General features: G+C 55.7%; 15 protein-coding genes and 2 tRNA genes. 7 read left to right on the plus strand and 10 right to left on the minus strand.

Annotation, left to right across the window (positions count from 1 at the left end):
- Nucleotides 1–306 precede the first annotated feature (306 nt).
- Nucleotides 307–2,880: an ATP-dependent chaperone ClpB gene (gene clpB, locus Q3970_RS02250; RefSeq protein WP_303098982.1), complete on the plus strand. Its 2,574-nt coding sequence runs from the start codon at nt 307–309 to the stop codon at nt 2,878–2,880.
- Nucleotides 2,881–2,959: 79 nt separating this feature from the next.
- Here the strand turns inward: clpB and Q3970_RS02255 are convergent, their stop codons facing one another.
- The 6 genes from Q3970_RS02255 to Q3970_RS02280 form a co-directional block, all read right to left on the minus strand.
- Complete coding sequence (locus Q3970_RS02255) at nt 2,960–3,607, minus strand: deoxynucleoside kinase (protein ID WP_085366228.1); 648 nt, start codon at nt 3,605–3,607, stop codon at nt 2,960–2,962.
- A 55-nt stretch (nt 3,608–3,662) separates the two neighbouring features.
- On the minus strand, nt 3,663–4,199 hold the full coding sequence (folK, locus tag Q3970_RS02260; protein ID WP_303098983.1) for a 2-amino-4-hydroxy-6-hydroxymethyldihydropteridine diphosphokinase: 537 nt from the start codon (nt 4,197–4,199) through the stop codon (nt 3,663–3,665).
- A gap of 19 nt (nt 4,200–4,218) precedes the next feature.
- Nucleotides 4,219–4,590, minus strand: a complete 372-nt coding sequence (locus tag Q3970_RS02265) for a SirB2 family protein (protein ID WP_303098984.1) — start codon at nt 4,588–4,590, stop codon at nt 4,219–4,221.
- A 126-nt stretch (nt 4,591–4,716) separates the two neighbouring features.
- Entirely contained in the window at nt 4,717–6,468 is a 1,752-nt protein-coding gene (recD, locus tag Q3970_RS02270; protein ID WP_303098985.1) for an exodeoxyribonuclease V subunit alpha, read from the minus strand.
- A 103-nt stretch (nt 6,469–6,571) separates the two neighbouring features.
- A complete protein-coding gene (gene tpx / locus Q3970_RS02275) occupies nt 6,572–7,066 on the minus strand; it encodes a thiol peroxidase (protein ID WP_303098986.1) in 495 nt (164 codons plus the stop codon).
- A gap of 24 nt (nt 7,067–7,090) precedes the next feature.
- Nucleotides 7,091–7,705 (minus strand): DUF4230 domain-containing protein, encoded by a 615-nt coding sequence (locus tag Q3970_RS02280; RefSeq protein ID WP_303098987.1) that lies wholly within the window; start codon nt 7,703–7,705, stop codon nt 7,091–7,093.
- A 293-nt stretch (nt 7,706–7,998) separates the two neighbouring features.
- On the opposite strand from Q3970_RS02280, the gene lepA reads away from it, so the two are divergent.
- Together lepA and lepB are read left to right on the plus strand one after the other, a co-directional pair.
- Nucleotides 7,999–9,792: a translation elongation factor 4 gene (gene lepA, locus Q3970_RS02285; protein ID WP_303098988.1), complete on the plus strand. Its 1,794-nt coding sequence runs from the start codon at nt 7,999–8,001 to the stop codon at nt 9,790–9,792.
- Entirely contained in the window at nt 9,792–10,775 is a 984-nt protein-coding gene (gene lepB, locus Q3970_RS02290; RefSeq protein WP_303098989.1) for a signal peptidase I, read from the plus strand. The genes lepA and lepB overlap by 1 nt, the downstream gene beginning before the upstream one ends.
- 157 nt (nt 10,776–10,932) lie before the next feature.
- Here lepB and Q3970_RS02295 read toward each other — a convergent pair.
- The 4 genes from Q3970_RS02295 to lptF all read right to left on the minus strand — a co-directional run bounded on the left by Q3970_RS02295 (nt 10,933) and on the right by lptF (nt 13,419).
- Nucleotides 10,933–11,009, minus strand: a tRNA-Asp gene (locus Q3970_RS02295).
- A 12-nt stretch (nt 11,010–11,021) separates the two neighbouring features.
- Nucleotides 11,022–11,097 (minus strand) — tRNA-Val (locus Q3970_RS02300).
- Between the two features lie 142 nt (nt 11,098–11,239).
- On the minus strand, nt 11,240–12,310 hold the full coding sequence (lptG, locus tag Q3970_RS02305; protein WP_303098990.1) for an LPS export ABC transporter permease LptG: 1,071 nt from the start codon (nt 12,308–12,310) through the stop codon (nt 11,240–11,242).
- On the minus strand, nt 12,307–13,419 hold the full coding sequence (gene lptF / locus Q3970_RS02310) for an LPS export ABC transporter permease LptF (RefSeq protein WP_303098991.1): 1,113 nt from the start codon (nt 13,417–13,419) through the stop codon (nt 12,307–12,309). Before lptF ends, lptG begins: the two co-directional genes overlap by 4 nt.
- A 217-nt stretch (nt 13,420–13,636) precedes the next feature.
- Here lptF and Q3970_RS02315 point away from each other — a divergent pair, with 217 nt between their 5' ends.
- The 4 genes from Q3970_RS02315 to Q3970_RS02330 all read left to right on the plus strand — a co-directional run bounded on the left by Q3970_RS02315 (nt 13,637) and on the right by Q3970_RS02330 (nt 18,674).
- On the plus strand, nt 13,637–15,061 hold the full coding sequence (locus tag Q3970_RS02315) for a leucyl aminopeptidase (RefSeq protein WP_303098992.1): 1,425 nt from the start codon (nt 13,637–13,639) through the stop codon (nt 15,059–15,061).
- 393 nt (nt 15,062–15,454) lie between these two features.
- Nucleotides 15,455–16,630, plus strand: coding sequence for an elongation factor P maturation arginine rhamnosyltransferase EarP (gene earP / locus Q3970_RS02320; RefSeq protein WP_303098993.1), 1,176 nt, complete (start codon nt 15,455–15,457; stop codon nt 16,628–16,630).
- A 42-nt stretch (nt 16,631–16,672) separates the two neighbouring features.
- The gene (gene efp / locus Q3970_RS02325; protein WP_303098994.1) at nt 16,673–17,233 is read left to right on the plus strand and encodes an elongation factor P; all 561 of its coding nucleotides are present in this window, start codon (nt 16,673–16,675) and stop codon (nt 17,231–17,233) included.
- A 244-nt stretch (nt 17,234–17,477) separates the two neighbouring features.
- Nucleotides 17,478–18,674, plus strand: coding sequence for an amino acid aminotransferase (locus Q3970_RS02330; RefSeq protein ID WP_303098995.1), 1,197 nt, complete (start codon nt 17,478–17,480; stop codon nt 18,672–18,674).
- Nucleotides 18,675–18,697 lie beyond the last annotated feature (23 nt).

Genomic DNA, 18,697 nt, shown 5'->3' on the forward strand with positions numbered 1-18,697 from the left:
TACTGGCAGCTAGGAACAAGCTTAACTGCTGCAGTTCTTATCCGAAAACTGTTCAAATATTAACCCTCAATCCAAAGGGAAGAATTTAATTCTTCCCTTTCTGCTTTCCGCTTCGGCCTACTTATTTTTCAGACGGCCTCAAACAAGCACTCAACCCGAACTTACCCACAAACTAAATAAAATAATCAAACAAAAACAGAATATTGAATAAAACAGCTGCAATAAAAAGCAGTTTTTTCTTGACTTATCCACAACCAAACCCATATAGCCTGCATTCAAAAACCATATCTGATAAAAGGCAAACAGATGAGATTCGACAAACTTACCGCAAAATTCCAACAAGCCCTTGCCGACGGCCAAAGCCTGGCGCTGGCTGCCGACAACGGCTACCTAGAAGCCGGCCACGTGCTCAAAGCCCTGCTGGATGACGACAGCGGCATCACCGCCCTGCTCGCCCACGCCGGTGTGAACGTGGCTCAAGTGAAACAGCAGGTGCAGCAAACCTTAAACAGCCTGCCGAAAGTATCCGGCCAGGGCGGGGAAATCCTGCCCGGCCGCGAATTGCAGGCCGTATTGAACCTGATGGACAAAGCCGCCATGAAGCGCGGCGACGCCTATATTGCCAGCGAACTGTTCCCGCTGGCGCTGGTTCAGCAAAACGATACCACCGGCAAAATCCTGAAAAACGCCGGTGCCACCGAGCAAAACATCAACGCCGCCATCGATGCGGTGCGCGGCGGCGCGGCGGTGGACAACCCCAATGCAGAAGACCAACGCGAAGCCCTGAAAAAATACACGCTCGATTTAACCCGGCGCGCCCGCGAAGGCAAGCTCGACCCCGTTATCGGCCGCGACGACGAAATCCGCCGCGCCATTCAGGTTTTGCAGCGCCGCACCAAAAACAACCCCGTACTCATCGGCGAACCCGGCGTAGGTAAAACCGCCATTGTCGAAGGCTTGGCACAACGCATTGTGAATGGCGAAGTGCCCGAGAGCCTGCGCAACAAGCGCTTGCTGGTGCTTGATTTGGCCGCGCTGATTGCCGGCGCCAAATACCGCGGCGAGTTTGAAGAACGTTTAAAAGCCGTATTGAACGATCTGGCGAAAGACGACGGCAACACGCTGATTTTCATTGATGAAATCCACACTTTGGTGGGCGCGGGCAAAACCGACGGCGCAATGGACGCGGGCAATATGCTCAAACCTGCGCTGGCGCGCGGCGAGCTGCACTGCATCGGCGCGACCACGCTCGACGAATACCGCCAATACATCGAAAAAGATGCCGCGCTGGAACGCCGTTTCCAAAAGGTTTTGGTAGGCGAGCCGAGTGTGGAAGACACCATCGCCATTCTGCGCGGTTTGCAGGAGCGTTACGAAATCCACCACGGCATCGACATCACCGACCCGGCGATTGTTGCCGCGGCGGAGTTGAGCAACCGCTACATCACCGACCGCTTCCTGCCCGACAAAGCGATTGATCTAATCGACGAAGCCGCCAGCCGCATCAAAATGGAGCTGGATTCCAAGCCCGAGCAGATGGACAAACTCGACCGCCGCATCATCCAATTGAAAATGGAAAAAATGCACGTTGAGAAAGAAAGCGACGATGCCAGCAAAAAACGTTTGGAGTTAATCGACGAAGAAATCGGCGGCCTGCAAAAAGAATACGCCGATCTAGACGAAATCTGGAAAGCCGAAAAAGCCTCTTCCGCCGGCACCGCCGACATCAAAAAACAAATCGACGAAATCAAGGTGAAAATCGAGCAGGCCAAACGCCAAGGCGATTTTGCGCGCGCATCCGAATTGGAATACGGCGAACTGCCCAAGCTGACCCAACAGCTTGCCCAAGTGGAAAGCCTTTCAGACGGCCAAAAGCAGGCCAACAAACTGTTCCGCACCAAAGTGGGGGCCGACGAAGTGGCCGAAATCGTTTCGCGCATGACCGGCATTCCCGTGGCCAAAATGATGGAAGGCGAACGCGATAAGTTGTTGAAAATGGAAGAAGTGCTGCACAAACGCGTGGTCGGCCAAAACCAGGCCGTGCGCGCCGTGTCCAACGCCATCCGCCGCAGCCGCAGCGGCTTGGCCGACCCTGGAAAACCTTACGGCAGCTTCCTGTTTTTAGGCCCCACCGGCGTGGGCAAAACCGAATTGTGCAAAGCGCTGGCCAATTTCCTGTTTGACAGCGAAGACCATTTAATCCGCATCGATATGTCGGAATACATGGAAAAACACGCCGTCGCCCGCTTAATCGGCGCGCCCCCGGGTTATGTGGGCTACGAAGAGGGCGGCTACCTCACCGAACAGGTGCGCCGCAAGCCATACAGCGTGATTCTGCTCGACGAAGTGGAAAAAGCCCACCCCGACGTGTTCAACATCCTGCTGCAAGTGCTCGACGACGGCCGCCTCACCGACGGCCAGGGCCGCACAGTGGATTTCAAAAACACCGTGATTGTGATGACTTCCAACATCGGCAGCCAGCACATTCAGAAACTCGGCACAAGCGATTACGAAGCGGTAAAAGAAGTGGTGATGGAAGACGTGAAAGAACATTTCCGCCCCGAAATGATCAACCGCATCGACGAAGTGGTGGTGTTCCACGGCCTCGACCAAGCCAATATCCGCAACATCGCCAAAATCCAACTTGAAGGCTTGAGAAAACGCCTCGAAGCCATGAACCTGCGCCTAAGCGTCGACGATGCCGCGCTCGATGTGATCGCCCAAGCCGGTTTCGACCCCGTGTACGGCGCCCGCCCGCTCAAACGCGCGATTCAGGCGGAAATCGAAAACCCGTTGTCGGTCAAACTGTTGGAAGGCGCTTACCGGCCCGACAGCGAGATTCATGTGAAAGCCGACGGCAATAAGCTGGTATTTGCCTAAGCGTTTGATGGTATTGTAAACAGGCCGTCTGAAAAATATTTCAGACGGCCTGTTATTTTGCCCCACCCAAGCCGGCAATCTACACTTCGCTCAAGTTCAGATAATGGCGGCTGCCCTGCATATCGCTCATGGCGCGCAGCAGCATTTCGAAGTGGTCGTCGTTGTTGATGAAGTCCAACTCGTCGGCATTGGCGATCAACAGCGGCGAGTTTTGATAGAGGTGGAAAAAACGGCGGTATTCGTCTTGAATCTGCCCCAAATAGCCGGGCGGGAAAACGTTCATCATGTTGCCGTGCCGCTTTTGCAGGCGTTTTTGGGCGTTTTCGTCGGATGTCTGCAAATAGATCACCAAATCGGGCACGGGGTATTCGGGCATAATTTTGCGCTTCATCTGCCAAAACAGGGTTTGTTCGTTGGCAGGATCGCTGCCTTTGAGCACCACCGGCACGAAAATCTGGTCTTTTTCAAGCAGGAAATCGGCGATAATGCGCTCGTTTTTTTCTTCTTCGGTGTTAATCAGCTCCACCGCTTCGGCGCGGCGCATCAGAAAATACAGCTCGGTGGCCAAGCCGTGGTTGGCGGCGTTGAGGTAGAACTGCTCCAAAAAGGGATTGCGCTCGGGGCTTTCGGTTAAGTGCAGGGCATCGAAATATTCTGCCAAACGGCGGCTCAGCTCGGATTTGCCGCTGCCGATGGAGCCTTCTACTACGATATAACGGTGGTGCATGATGGGTGGTCTTTCTGTGGTGGTCGGTTGTTTGTCTGCCTGTTCGGGCGGCGGTTCAGACGGCCTGACTGCCAAGGCCGTCTGAAAAAACGGGGACGGCTTCGGTTACGGCGATGCCGCCGCTGCCCAATTGTTCCGCCAAATCCGCCGCGCGGCCGTGGCTGCCTATGCGGAAATCGGGGGCGATTTCGGCCAGCGGGCGCATCACGAAACTGCGCTCGTGGGCGCGCGGGTGCGGCAGGGTGAGGTGCGGGTCTCTGCTGGATTCCCCGTTGTAGTCGATAATATCCAAATCGAGCGTACGCGGGGCATTGCGGAAACTGCGCTCGCGCCCGAAGTCTTGTTCTATGCCGTTTAACACGGCCAGCAGACCGGATCCGCCCAAGTTGGTGGATACGGTGCAGACAGCGTTAACGAAGTCGGGCTGGTCAGTGTAGCCCACAGGCGCAGTGGTATAGAGCGAAGATACGCGCCGCAGTTCAATCTGCGGGTGTTCGGCAATGATTTGTAAGGCGTTTTTTATCTGCCGCGCGGGGTTTTTCAGATTGCTGCCCAGGGCGATTACGGCAGTGTCGGTTAAAGGTGCAGGCATAATTTTTCAGACGGCCTTGTTAAAACGGTTTGTAACGCGCCAGATAAACCATCGCCGCCACGCACAGCATCGACAAGGCATAGCCCGCCCATGCCCTGCCGGTTCTCGGCTCGGCGCGCACGGTCATCATGCCGAAACCGATATAGGCCAGCAGCAGCAACAGTTTCACACCCAGCCAGCCTGCATTGCCGAAGGGAGTGAAACGGGTGATTTTCATCAGCCACAATCCGGTAAACAGCAGCAGCGTATCGTTGAAATGGGGGATGATTTTCAAAATTTTCGACAGCGGTTCTCCGGGCCTGGCGGCGCGCAGCCAGAAACGCAGGTTGAACAGCAGCACAGTAACGGCCACAAACAGCATATGGCTGTGTTTCACAATCAGATATTGCATGGCGGCTTCAATATTTGTTTTTTCAGACGGCCCGTATTGTAACCCGAAACCGGTATGGATTTTGTATCTTCAGTAGCGTGATGGCCGTGATTAAAACCGAGGAGGGGTTTAAAACGACGGCATGGATTATGCCGGAGTTCCGGCCTGTTTTTCCGTTTCTTCGGCAATCATTTCCCGCAATGCGCTGCGGCGGTTTTCCTGTGTGGTGCAGGCCGTCTGAAAAGCGGTGCGGCCGCCCCAGAATACAAACCGTTCGCGGGCGCGGGTAACGGCGGTGTAGAGCATGGCGCGGTTCAGGCCGTGCCGGCTGCCGTCGGGGGTGGAAGGCGGCAGCAGCCACACTTCGCCGTATTCCGACCCCTGGCTTTTGTGCACGGTGATGGCGAATGCGGTTTCGTGGGCGGGCAGGCGGCTTAACGGCACGGCGCGCTGCCCGCCTGCGGCGGGGAAATAGGCGGCCAGCGTACCGGGGCGGCTGCGGTCGGGCAGAATCAAACCGATGTCGCCGTTGAATAAATCAAGCGCGTAATCGTTGCGCGACACCATCACCACCTGCCCGGCGAACCACGGCGCATCGGCGCGCGCCAAGCCCTGCCGTTGCAGGCAGCGGCGGTAGGCTTCGTTGAATGCGGCAGCATCTTCGCGCCGGGCCGCCAGCACCACGGTATCGGTTTGGCGGCGGAACGCCTGTTCGGAATCGCCCGCAGCCACCGCCTGCCAATAGGCGGCCTGTTGTCCGTAAAAGGCTTCGGCCTGTTGTTTGAGGCTGCCTTCGCGCACGCCGAGCGCGTCGGGGAAACGGGCAAACTGCGCCCATGCGTTTTCCGCATCTCCCGCCACAATGGCGCGTGCCAGGCAGCCGATACCACTGTCGGCGCCGAAGCGGTGGCTGAAGTGCAGGCGGGCGGTATTTGCCGACAAGGGCGGCGGGTTGCCGGTAACTTTGAAACCGTGCCGGGGCAGCATGGCCGACAGCTCTTGCGCGGTTGCCGTGTTTAACCGGGTTTCCTGCGCCAGTTCGGCCAAAACCGCGCCAGCCCCCACCGAGGGCAGTTGGTTTTCGTCGCCCAGCAGAATGACGCGGCAACCTGAAGGCACGGCGCGCAGCAGTTGCAGCATCAGAGCCAGGTCGAGCATTGAGGCTTCGTCGATAACCAGCACATCCAGCGGCAGCGGCTGCTCGCGGTGGAAGGCGGGCCGCATCTGCGGCGGACGCAGTTTCAACAGGCGGTGTACGGTTTGGCCTTCGAGTTGCAGCAGATAGCGGCGGACTGTGTCGGGCAGCCCGAAAGTGCCGGCGGCATGGTGCAGCGCCCGCGCCATATGGGCAGCGGCCTTGCCCGTGGGTGCGGCCAGCGCGATGCGTGGCAGCCTGCCGCCGTTGCCGCACAACAGCCCCAGCAGTTTGGCCACGGTGGTGGTTTTGCCCGTACCCGGCCCGCCGCTGATTAAGATAAGCGGTTGCAGCAGGGCCAATGCGGCGGCATCGCGCTGGCCTTCGCTGTTTGCACCGGCAAACCATTGCGCCAGATTCTGCCCGGCCTGCATCTGGTCAACAGGCTCTGCCGCCGCCGCTGTCAGGCGCACGATTTCCCGCGCCAAGTCGCGCTCGAGCTGCCACATTCTGCCGAGAAACAGCCGTTTGCCCGAGAGTATCAGCGGCATCCCGCTGCCGCCCGCTATGCCCGGAATCTGCCGCAAAGCCGCCACGTCGGCATCGTTTAACCAAATAAAGGTGTGGCCGTCTGAAAGCGCTTCAAACAGTTTGCGCACATACGGTGAGGCGGTAGCGGCCTCTTCGGGTGCGTGCCGCTGCAATAGTTCAATCGCGGCATCGGCGGCGGCATGATTTAAATCGGCGTTGGTTTCTTGCGGCATGAAAATCTTCCGTCATTAACTAAACAATTGGATTTTAATGAAGATTTCAGGCCGTCTGAAATTTTCAGACGGCCTGCTTGTTACATCTGAATCTAAAACCGCATCACAACGCAGCCAAAGCAGCAGCGTAATCCGGTTCGTTGGCGATTTCGCCCACCAGTTCGCTATGCAGAACCCGGTTGTTTTCGTCCAGCACCACCACCGAACGGGCGGTCAGCCCTTTGAGTGCGCCGCTGTCGACGGCCACGCCGTAATCGCGGGCGAAACTGCTGCGGAAAGCGGACAGCATCACCACGTTACCGATGCCTTCCGCGCCGCAGAAACGCGCTTGGGCGAACGGCAGGTCGGCGGAAACACACAACACCACAGCGTTATCCAAGCCGGCTGCTTTTTCGTTGAAAGTGCGCACGGATTGCGCACACACGCCGGTATCGACGCTGGGGAAAATATTGAGGATTTTGCGCTTGCCGGCAAAGTCGGCCAATGCTTTTTCCGACAAATCGCCTGCGGTCAGGCTGAAATCGGGTGCGCTCTGCCCTTGTTGTAAAAACACGCCGCCCACTTCGACGGGGTTGCCTTGCAGGGTTACTTGGGCCATAACTTTCCTTTCATATTTGAAAAATCAAACTTTGCACGGCGGCAAAGCGGAGGGGTAGATTGACACGTTGGTTTGCGCGAGTGCAAACAGCGTTTCGAGCCGGCGCTGCGCCTGAATCTGCGCGTGTTCAAGAATATCTGCTTTACAGGCGCTTGCCAACACTTGTTTTTTCGCCTGTTCCTGCACGGCGGCAAACACGCTTTTATCAATGGGGTGCAGGCCGAGCGAACCGGTTTTGATGTCGTACACTTCGATATTGTCGAGGTTCACGTCTAAAATTTCCACCGGCGGCAGGCTGATAATCACTTTGCCGTCAACCACGTTCACATTGTCGGCGGTGAGTTTGTTTAAATCCAAACCCGCCAGCACCCTGCCTTGCGCCATAAACAGCCCGGTTTGCGCGTCTTGCCACAGCGCATACCAATTGCCTTTCTTTTCGGTTTTCACAATGGTGTCGATGTGGAACGCCGTGCTCTCCAAGCGGTTGAGGTTTTGGATTTGCGTGAGCACGCCCTCGCGCGTGAGCACTTGCTGCTGCGCCGCCTGCTGCGGCTGTTTGTGAAGCCCGTGCCACCAGCCGGCGGCAACGGCCAGCAGCAATAACAATACCGCAGTGGCGGCACGGAAAAACGTTTTCATGATCCAACCTCAACAAATTTACCAACAGCTCCCAATATAATGTTTCTAATCGGATTTTCAATATTCGGAGCCGTCTGGAAAAACACAGTGCGGGCAGATCCGCCCGCGCCCCCCGTTGCCGAACCTACCGTTTCAGGCGCCCACCGTTTCCAATCTCGGAAACAAGCCGTCTGAAATTAGCCGAAACCGCATTTTTCGGCTAAAATACACAACTATTTGGTTTTTGTTTTGCCCGACCGGGCAAACCTTTTTCAGACGGCCTCTCAAGAATAACAACCGGCATATCCAACCCAATGAAAAACATCAGAAATTTTTCAATTATCGCCCACATCGACCACGGCAAATCCACCCTCGCCGACCGCTTTATCCAATATTGCGGCGGTTTGGAAATGCGTGAAATGAGCACGCAGGTGCTGGATTCCATGGATATCGAAAAAGAACGCGGCATCACCATCAAAGCACAAACCGCCGCCCTCAACTATAAAGCGAGAAACGGCGAAACCTACCTGCTCAACTTAATCGACACCCCCGGACACGTTGATTTTTCTTACGAAGTCTCCCGCTCGCTTTCCGCCTGCGAAGGTGCGCTCTTGGTGGTAGACGCTTCGCAGGGCGTGGAAGCGCAAACCGTGGCCAACTGCTACACCGCCATTGATTTGGGCGTGGAAGTGGTGCCCGTTTTAAACAAAATCGACCTGCCCGCAGCCGATCCCGACCGTGTGGCGCAAGAAATCGAAGACATCATCGGCATCGACGCCGCAGACGCAGTGCAGTGCTCTGCCAAAAGCGGTATGGGCGTGGAAGACGTGCTCGAAGAAATCGTGGCAAAAATCCCCGCGCCCGAAGGCGATGAAAACGCACCGCTGCAAGCCATGATTATCGATTCGTGGTTTGATAATTATGTGGGCGTAGTGATGCTTGTCCGCATCAAACAAGGCCGTCTGAAACTGAAAGACAAACTGCTGTTTATGAGCACCAAGGCCGAAACGCAGGCCGAACAGCTGGGTGTATTTACCCCGAAATCACTGCCCAAACCCGAATTGAAAGCCGGCGAAGTTGGCTTTCTGATTACCGGCATCAAAGAGCTGAACGCCGCCAAGGTGGGCGACACAGTAACACTGGCGGCCAACCCCGCACAGACCGCACTGCCGGGGTTCCAAGAGGTGCAGTCGCAGGTGTTTGCGGGGCTTTATCCGGTGGAAAGCCACGACTACGAAGCCCTGCGCGACGCGCTGGAAAAACTGCAATTAAACGATGCCTCGCTGAAATTCGAGCCGGAGGTGTCGCAGGCGTTGGGCTTCGGCTTCCGCTGCGGCTTTTTGGGGCTGCTGCATCTGGAAATCGTGCAGGAGCGTTTGGAGCGCGAGTTCGATATGGACTTAATCACCACCGCGCCGACGGTGGTGTATGAGGTGCTGCTGAAAAACGGCGAAAAAATCGAGGTGGAAAACCCGTCGAAACTGCCCGACGCAGGCAGCATCGACACCATTTTCGAACCGGTTATCACCGCCACCATTCTGGTGCCGCAGGAATATGTGGGCGCAGTGATGACGCTGTGCAGCCAAAAGCGCGGCGTGCAGAAAAACATGCAGTATATGGGCCGGCAGGTGATGCTCACCTACGATTTGCCCATGAACGAAGTGGTGATGGACTTTTTCGACAAACTCAAATCCACCTCCCGCGGCTATGCTTCGCTGGATTACGAATTTAAAGAATTCCAGGCCGCCGATTTGATCAAACTCGACATTATGGTGAACGGCGAAAAAGTCGACGCCCTAAGCCTGATCGTGCACCGTTCCAACGCCGTGTTCCGCGGCCGCGAGCTGGCGGCGAAAATGCGCGAACTGATTCCGCGCCAAATGTTCGACATTGCCGTGCAGGCCGCCATCGGCAGCCAGATTATCGCCCGTGAAACCGTAAAGGCCCTGCGCAAAAACGTATTGGCAAAATGCTACGGCGGCGATATTACCCGCAAGAAAAAACTCTTGGAAAAACAAAAAGCCGGCAAACGCCGCATGAAGCAGGTAGGTAATGTGGAAATTCCGCAGAGCGCATTTCTGGCGATTCTGCAGGTTGGGGACAAATAATGAACAACACTTTGATTTGGGGTGCAGTGGCCGCTTTGCTTGCCGGCCTGGTTTTATATGTGAAAAGCAGTAAGTCGCGCGAAGAAGGCGGCGAATGGAGCGGCGGCCTGCAATGGGGCTATCTGCTGATGATGGTGGGCGTGTTCGGCTTATTGTCGGCCTTTATGAGCTTCACCGCCGTTTTACTGGTTTTCGTGCTGTTTACCGGCATCGTGTGGTTTGTCCACAAAGGCCGTCTGAAAAAGAACCCGACCGGCGACAGCAACCATTTCACCGACTATATGAGCGGGTTTTTCCCGATTATCCTGGCGGTATTCGTGCTGCGTACTTTTGTGGCCGAACCGTTTCAAATCCCGTCGAGCTCCATGCGGCCGGGGTTGGTGGTGGGCGACTTTATTCTGGTTAATAAATTTTCCTACGGCATCCGCACGCCGATTATCAATAATGTGCTGATTTCCACCGGAGAGGTGGAGCGCGGTGATGTAGTAGTGTTCAACTACCCCGAAGATACCAGAATCAACTACATCAAACGCGCGGTAGGGCTGCCGGGCGACGTTGTCGAATACAGCAACAAGGTTTTGAGCATCAACGGCCAGGTTGTTGAAGACCGCTCTGCCGGCATTCAAAGCTACCGCGAAAATACGCCGCAATACGGTCTGATTACCATTGAAGCCCAAGCATTCAAAGAAACCATAGGTTCGCACCAATTCGAAGTGCTCAAAATTCCCGGCCAGCCCAGCTTTCTGCCGCAGGGCGTGCGCCCCGACTTTGCCCACCGCCAAAGCTGCGAATACGCCGAAGACGGCTCATGGTTCCGCTGCACCGTGCCTGAAGGCCATTATTTTATGATGGGCGACAACCGCGACAACAGCGAAGATTCCCGTTATTGGGGTTTTGTGAGCGACAAGCTGATTGTAGGTAAAGCATTTTTTATTTGGATGAATTTCGGCGACATCAGCCGCGTGGGTACCGGTATACGGTAACTTTCCGGCAAGGCCGTCTGAAAACATTTCAGACGGCCTTTGGCTTTAAGGGGGCATCATAATAAAAGTTTAAGGCGTTTAGCCAGAAAGCTGATTCTGAAAAAGCAGGCAAAGAAAAAAGCACCGGTTTTAAGCGGTGCTTTTTTCTTTAAAGGTTTGGCGGAGTGGACGGGGCTCGAACCCGCGACCCCCGGCGTGACAGGCCGGTATTCTAACCAACTGAACTACCACTCCGCGCAGAAAACTTGGTGGGTGATGACGGAGTCGAACCGCCGACATTCTGCTTGTAAGGCAGACGCTCTACCAACTGAGCTAATCACCCGTACCGTCTTGCGAAGGCGTAATTAAACCAAAATCCCGAAGCTTGTGCAAGCATTTTTTCGGCCTGATAAATCACTTTTTAACAAACCCATGAAATATAAAAATTAGTTTTCAGACGGCCTAAACTTTGCGGCCGGCAATGTTTAACGTTTTTCCTGTTTGCGTATCAGATACACGCCCAAAACGGCAAACAGAACTGTCGGCAGCACGGCGGCTGCAAACGGCGGGATTCCGTAAAGCTGCCCGGTAAAACTGAACAACCGGCCTGCAAAATGGAATGCCAAACCCAAACAGATGCCGCCGAACAGTTTCAAGCCCATATTGCCGCGTCGGGTGTTTTGCGGGGTAAACGCCAGCGCCACCAACGCCATCACCAAGGCGGCGACGGGATACATCAGTTTGCGCCACCAAGCGATTTCGTAGAGCTTGGTTTGCTGCCGGTTGTTTTTCAGATGGCCTATATAAGTGGTTAATTCGGACACCGACATTTGTTCCGGCTTCACCAGCAACACGTCCAGCAGGCCGCGTTGCAGCCTGACCGGCCAGTTTTGTTCGGCCTGTGTTTCGGTGCGCACCGCTTCGCCGTCAAGCAGGCTGCGGCGCACGTTTTTCAGCTGCCAGCTGTTATCTGTGTTCAGCGTTGCGGATTCCGCTTCCACCGCTTCGGCCAGTTGGAAGGCTTCGTTGTGCCGCCACACTTTCACGCCCAACAGGGTATGGTCGGGCAGCATTTCGCGCACGTTGATAATGTTGTTCTGCTCTTTCAGCCACAAGCCCTGCGCACCCGTGCTGATGCGGCCGCTGGTAGCGGTGGCTTTCATGTTTTCGGCGCTTTGGCTCAGCGACGGCGCCAGCCATTCGCCCAAGACGGCGGTGGCAACGGCGAAAATCAGGCCGAAACGCAGCAAGACGGCAATCAGCTTCCCGGTGCTCATGCCGCTGGTTTTCATTACCGTGATTTCGCTGCCCGAAGCGAGCTGGCTCAAGGCAATCAGGCCGCCGATCAGCACGGCCAGCGGCATCAGGTCGTAAGCGCGGGCGGGCATCTGCATCAGCACATACTGCATCATTTTGGTGCCGTTATAGCTGCCTTTGCCGAGATCGCCCACTTCATTGATGATGTCGAAAAAACTGTAAAGCGCCAGAAAGGCAAGCAGTGCATAAACCGCCATCACGCTGAGCTGGCGGATAAGGTAGCGGGTAACCAGCTTCATCCGGCACCGCCTTTCAAGCTGAGTTTTACTGCGCGCCAGAAAGGCTGTGCAGGCATGCTGCGCACGCGCAGCAGGATAACGGCGACGGCGGCAATCAAGATGTGCATGGGCAGCATACCGAGCCAGAAATTTAGTTTGCCGCCTTCCACCGCATTGCGCAGAAAGGTAAGGCCGTTTTGGTAAACCAGATACATGCCGATGGCGATGAGGATATTATAGGTGTGTCCCGTGCGCGGGTTGAAATAGGAAAGCGGCACGGCGAGTATGCTCAACAGCAGCACGCTGACAGGCAGCGACAGCCGCCACATCAGCTCGGCCCGGTGTTGCGGGTTGCTGCTGCCGAAAAGTTTTTCGGTGGGAATGGTGCGGCGGTGTGAAATCGGATCGACGATTTTCGGCGTGGTGCTGATAATCAGGCTCAGATGTTCGAACGACACTTGGTTATAGTCGGCCCGGCCGGGCTTGCCGCTGTAACGGTAGCCGTTGCTCAGCTCCAGCGTGCGTTTGTTGTCTTTCAGGGAAAACGTGCCTTCTTCGGCGAAAACGATGTTGTCGTTGCCTTTACTGTCGGTTTCACGCAAAAACAGGTTTTTCATAATGCCTGAATCCGTATCGAAGGTTTCTACGAAATACACACGTCCGCCGCGCTTGCCCAGCGCGCGGAATTCGCCCGCCTCAACCAACGAGAGCTCTTGCTTCTGCTTCAGAATTTCAGAATATTCGCGGCTGCGCAGCTCCGCCCACGGCATCACAAAAAGCTGCATCACCGCAATCAGCAGGGCGAACGGCACGGCAAACTGCAACACGGGGCGTATCCATTGTTTCAGCGCCAGCCCGCACGAGAGCCAAACCGACATTTCGCTGTCGCGCCAATAACGGGTCAGCACGGTGAGCGTGCTGATATAGGCGGTGAGCACCAACAAGAGCGGCGTCATGCCGATAACCCAAAAGCCCACCAGCGCGGCCACGGCGTCAATCGCCACGCGGCCGTCGGCGGCGCGCCCAAGCAGGTTGACGGCCTGTGTGGACACCAACACCGCCAGCAGCACCACGAAAATGCCCACGGCGGTGAAAGAAAGTTCTTTGATAAAATTTCGTTGATAAATCATAAAATAGCCGCTTCAAATGGCGGGGTTGGCGTGATATGGCGGAAAACCGGATGCAAACAACGGCGGCAATAAGTTTTCCGCCACGGGGTTTCCCCAAGGTTTCGGGCAGACCGATGATAGAGTACAATCAAACCGATATGTTTCAGACGGCCTGTAAATTAAGCAAGGCCGTCTGAAAAAATTCTTTAGGGATAACCGCTCATCTAGGAGAATCAGCGTGAAATTTAGCACAAAAGCCGAAAAATTGCAGCCGGACACCGCAGGCGCCCTGCTTTATATTTGCGAAAAAGCCTGCCCGTGCAGCGAAAACAGCGATAACGAAACCGCCGCCCTGCTCTGCGGTTCGTTAGAAGAAGACCAAGCCTTCGCCGAAACCAAAATCTCTGAAAACGGCGCCCTGAAAGCCGTGGCCGTTGTGCGCCTGCAAGACACCAAGCGCGAAACCGTGGCCAAAGCCGCCGCCGAAGCCGCCGTGTGGGCGCAAAAGCAGGAGCTGGTAAACGTCTGCCTCGCGCCGTTTAATCAAGAAGCCGCCGCTTTGGTTGCCGAAGTGTTCGCGCTGGCGTTCGGCAACGCCGTTTACCGTTTCGACCGCTACAAAAAAGAAGCCGGCCCGGCCAAACTTGCCCGGGCGGAATTTTTCAGCGGGCAAAACAGCCAAGCCGTTCAGACGGCCTTAACCTTGGCCGACGCCCAATTATACGGCATGGCACTATGCAAAGACCTGGGCAACGCCGCGCCCAACGAATGCACACCCGGATTCTTGGCCGAAACCGCCAAAAAGCAAGCCAAAAAACTCGGCGTTACCGCCAAAATCCTCGGCAAAGACTACATCAAAAAACACATGGGATCGTTTTGGTCTGTTGCCAAAGGCAGCAAGCAGAAACCCTATTTAATCGAACTTTCCTATTTCGGTGCCGAAAACAAAGAAGCCGCCCCTGTGGTATTGGTCGGCAAAGGCATCACTTTCGACAGCGGCGGCATTTCGCTCAAACCCGGCCTGAATATGGACGAAATGAAATACGATATGTGCGGTGCCGCCGGCGTTATCGGCACATTTTGCGCCGCCGTCAAACTCAAGCTGCCGGTCAACCTGATCGCCATCGTGCCCACCTGCGAAAACATGCCTTCCGGAGGTGCCAACAAGCCCGGCGACATCGTCAAAAGCATGAAGGGCCTCTCCATCGAAGTGCTCAACACCGATGCCGAAGGCCGCCTGATTCTGTGCGACGCGCTCACCTATGCCGAACAGTTCAAACCCAAAGCCGTGATTGACGTCGCCACCCTCACCGGCGCCTGCATCGTCGCCCTCGGCCATGATGTCAGCGGCCTGATGGGCAACAATCAGGAGCTGGTAGACAACCTGCTGGCCGCCTCGCGCGAAAGCGGCGACCAAGCCTGGCAGCTGCCGCTGTTCGACACCTATAAAGAGCAGCTCAAATCGAACTTCGCCGACCTGCCCAACATCGGCAGCCCCGGTGCAGGCACGATTACCGCAGGCACGTTTTTGTCGTATTTCACCGAAAGCTACCCGTGGGCACACCTCGATATCGCCGGCACCGCGTGGAAATCGGGCAAAGACAAAGGCGCCACCGGCCGCCCCGTACCGCTGTTGCTGAACTATCTCCGCAAAGTGAAGTAAATACCGTTAAATCAAACGCAGCATAGGCCGTCTGAAAACAAAACGCGGTTTCCGTTTTCAGACGGCCTGTTTATATATGACAAAAATATAAACCCAATCCCAATCAAGCCCTTAAAGCTTACTCACAAAAGCTGTGGATAACTGTGTGGAAAGTTTGTGAAATCCCCGCGTTTTCCCCGCAAAATCAAGCTTTGCATATTGTTGCACAAAAATTAAGCCCAAATAAAAAACATTTATATATCAAATAAATAACCACTTCAAACAGTTGTCAAGCCCCTTATTCCGCATACTTGTCAATGCCGTAACTATTGATGTGGATAAAGAAAATATTTTCTTGACAAAACACCCCGAAGCGATAATCTCGCGCCACGCAAAGATTTATCAAAACCCATCATGCTTTCCGAACGCCAAACCTGCCTGCCCCCGAAAACCGAATCCGCACCCGTTTGCTGGATTTTCTGCACCGTTATCGACAATTTCGGCGACATCGGCGTGTCGTGGCGGCTTGCACAAATGCTCCGCAACGAGCTTGGCTGGCTGGTGCACTTATGGATTGACGATACCGGAGCCCTGCGCGCACTCTGCCCCGATTTGCCCGCCCCGCCCTGTACGCACCAAAATATCCATATCCGCCTGTGGAACCCCAACGGTGCAGAAGGCTTGGAATCCGCCCCGCCGCCCGACACCGTTATCGAAACCTTCGCCTGCAACCTGCCGCCCAACGTAACGGCGGCAATAGCCGCAGCCCGGCCGCTGTGGCTGAATTGGGAATACCTGAGCGCCGAGGCCGGCAACGAACGCCTGCACGCCCTTCCCTCGCCGCAGGCAAACGGCCTGCAAAAATATTTCTGGTTTATGGGCTTTACCGAAAAAAGCGGCGGCCTGCTGTGCGAGCGGGATTACGCCGAGCGCAGCCGCTTCAACACGGCCCAATGGCGTACCCGCCTGATGCTGTCCGAAAAAACCGCCCCCGAATGGCTGCTGTTCGGCTACGAAAGCCCCGTTTGGGCCCAATGGCTGGATATGTGGCGGCAAAACGGCGAACCCGTTACCCTCCTGCTGGCCGGCAGGCAAATCACCGACAGCCTGAAAGCCGCCGCAGCCGTTCCGCACCATGCCCTGCAACAGACGGGCGACACGTTTCAGACGGCCTGCGTAACCCTAATCCGCATCCCTTTCGTGCCGCAACACGATTTCGACCGCCTGCTGCACCTTGCCGACGGCCTGATTGTGCGCGGCGAAGACAGCTTCGTGCGCGCCCAGTTTGCTGCCAAGCCCTTTTTCTGGCACATCTACCCGCAGGAAGAAGCCGTGCATATCGAAAAACTGCACGCATTTTGGGACAGGGCCTATGCGTATTACCCTGAGGACGTCCGCACCGCCCACCGGCAGTTGTCAGACGAACTCAACGGTGCAGCCGCCCTCTCCCCCACGCAACGCCTGGCCGCCTGGCAAACGCTGCAAAGATGCGCCACAAACTGGCAAAAAAGCGCGGCAGACTGGCAAAAACACCTGTTTTCACAACCCACAGCCATAGAAAAACTAGCCAAATTCAACCGGCACCGCTAAAATAACGCGTTTTATTTTCACTGAATACCGATTGGAAACACTATGAAAACCGCACAAGAACTGCGCGCAGGCAACGTATTTATGGTCGGCAACGACCCGATGGTGGTGCAAAAAACCGAATACATCAAAGGCGGCCGCTCTTCCGCCAAAGTGAGCATGAAGCTGAAAAACCTGCTCACCGGCGCCGCCACCGAAACCATCTACAAAGCCGACGACAAATTCGACGTTGTCGTTTTGGCGCGCAAAAACTGCACCTACAGCTACTTCGCCGACCCCATGTATGTTTTCATGGACGAAGAATTCAACCAATACGAAATTGAAGCCGAAAACATCGGCGACGCCCTGAAATTCATCGTCGACGGCATGGAAGACGTGTGCGAAGTAACTTTCTACGAAGGCAACCCGATTTCCGTAGAGCTGCCCACCATCATCGTGCGCGAGGTGGAATACACCGAACCGGCCGTTAAAGGCGACACTTCGGGCAAAGTTATGAAAACCGCCCGTTTGGTCGGCGGCACCGAAATCCAAGTGATGGCCTACGTTGAAAACGGCGACAAAGTGGAAATCGACACCCGCACCGGCGAATTCCGCAAACGTGCCTAAAGTTTGATTACCCCTGCCAGAACAAGGTTTGGCCGTCTGAAAACATATTTTTCAGACGGCCTTATTGTTTTTAAGCCCGGCGGCAGCGGGCAGATTTGGCCAACAGCCCGGCATTTTGCCGTGCAGGATAACGTCCCTTGATTCGGCAGCCGTATTCCCCAGCCATACTGTAACGGGCTTGGCAATTGTAAACCCCTGCCTCTTGTGCCAAAATCTTTGCCGTTCACTCTGCAAAGGAAAAACCATGTTCCGACACATCGACTTCTACCCCGGCGATCCAATTTTGAGCCTGGTCGAAACCTATAACAACGACCCGCGCGGCCACAAAGTAAATCTCGGTATCGGCATTTATTTCGATGAAAACGGCAAACTGCCGCTGCTGGACTCCGTGCGGGCTGCCGAAACGAAACGTGCCGCCGCCGCGCAGCCGCGCCCCTATCTGCCGATGGAGGGCTTGGACAGCTACCGCCGTGCGGTACAGAAACTGCTGTTCGGTGCCGACTGCACGGCATTGAAAGAAAACCGCATCGCTACCATCCAAACCCTCGGCGGTTCGGGCGCACTCAAAGTGGGCGCTGATTTTCTGCACCGCTGGTTTCCCAAAGCCAAAGCCTATGTGAGCGATCCCACTTGGGACAACCACAAAGGCATTTTCGAGGGCGCGGGTTTTGAAGTCGGCACTTATCCTTACTACGACTCCGAAACGGGCGGCGTGAAATTCGAGGAAATGCTGGCCTTTTTCTTAAGCCTGCCCGAACACAGCGTGCTGGTGCTGCACCCCTGCTGCCACAACCCCACCGGCGTGGATCTAACGCCCGCACAATGGGATGCGGTGCTCGAAATCGTGCAAACCCGCAAGCTGATTCCGTTTATGGACATCGCCTACCAAGGTTTCGGCGAAAACTTTGACAGCGACGCCTACGCCATCCGCAAAGCCGTTATGATGGGGCTGCTGCTATTCGTCAGCAATTCTTTCTCTAAAAACTTGTCGCTCTACGGCGAACGCGCCGGCGGCCTGAGCGTGGTATGCCCCAGCGAAAAAGAAGCCGCCTTGGTGTTCGGCCAGCTTAAGTTTACCGTGCGCCGCATCTATTCCAGCCCGCCCGCACATGGCGGCTATATCGCGGCAGACGTGATGAACACGCCCGAACTGTTCGCGCAATGGGAAAGCGAGGTTTACGCCATGCGCGACCGCATCCGCGCCATGCGGCAGAAATTGTATGAAGTGCTCTCTGAAAAAGTGCCGGGCAGAAATTTCGACTATTTCATCACCCAGCGCGGCATGTTCAGCTACACCGGCCTTTCCCCCGAACAAGTGCAGCGCCTGCAAAGCGAATTTGCGGTTTATCTGGTTTCCTCCGGCCGCATGTGCGTGGCGGGGCTGAACGAAGGCAATGTTGGCTATGTGGCCGATGCGTTTGCCGCCGTGTTGAACGGGTAAAACCTCCGCTGGTTCAATCCGTT

Origin of the sequence: Neisseria sp. (assembly GCF_030530745.1) — a bacterium.
Lineage (GTDB): Bacteria > Pseudomonadota > Gammaproteobacteria > Burkholderiales > Neisseriaceae > Neisseria.

Coding starts and splice junctions, on each gene's coding strand:
- clpB (WP_303098982.1), top strand. CDS start 307: ATGAGATTCGACAAACTTACCGCAAAATTCCAACAAGCCCTTGCCGAC.
- Q3970_RS02255 (WP_085366228.1), bottom strand. CDS start 3,607: ATGCACCACCGTTATATCGTAGTAGAAGGCTCCATCGGCAGCGGCAAA.
- folK (WP_303098983.1), bottom strand. CDS start 4,199: ATGCCTGCACCTTTAACCGACACTGCCGTAATCGCCCTGGGCAGCAAT.
- Q3970_RS02265 (WP_303098984.1), bottom strand. CDS start 4,590: ATGCAATATCTGATTGTGAAACACAGCCATATGCTGTTTGTGGCCGTT.
- recD (WP_303098985.1), bottom strand. CDS start 6,468: ATGCCGCAAGAAACCAACGCCGATTTAAATCATGCCGCCGCCGATGCC.
- tpx (WP_303098986.1), bottom strand. CDS start 7,066: ATGGCCCAAGTAACCCTGCAAGGCAACCCCGTCGAAGTGGGCGGCGTG.
- Q3970_RS02280 (WP_303098987.1), bottom strand. CDS start 7,705: ATGAAAACGTTTTTCCGTGCCGCCACTGCGGTATTGTTATTGCTGCTG.
- lepA (WP_303098988.1), top strand. CDS start 7,999: ATGAAAAACATCAGAAATTTTTCAATTATCGCCCACATCGACCACGGC.
- lepB (WP_303098989.1), top strand. CDS start 9,792: ATGAACAACACTTTGATTTGGGGTGCAGTGGCCGCTTTGCTTGCCGGC.
- lptG (WP_303098990.1), bottom strand. CDS start 12,310: ATGAAGCTGGTTACCCGCTACCTTATCCGCCAGCTCAGCGTGATGGCG.
- lptF (WP_303098991.1), bottom strand. CDS start 13,419: ATGATTTATCAACGAAATTTTATCAAAGAACTTTCTTTCACCGCCGTG.
- earP (WP_303098993.1), top strand. CDS start 15,455: ATGCTTTCCGAACGCCAAACCTGCCTGCCCCCGAAAACCGAATCCGCA.
- efp (WP_303098994.1), top strand. CDS start 16,673: ATGAAAACCGCACAAGAACTGCGCGCAGGCAACGTATTTATGGTCGGC.
- Q3970_RS02330 (WP_303098995.1), top strand. CDS start 17,478: ATGTTCCGACACATCGACTTCTACCCCGGCGATCCAATTTTGAGCCTG.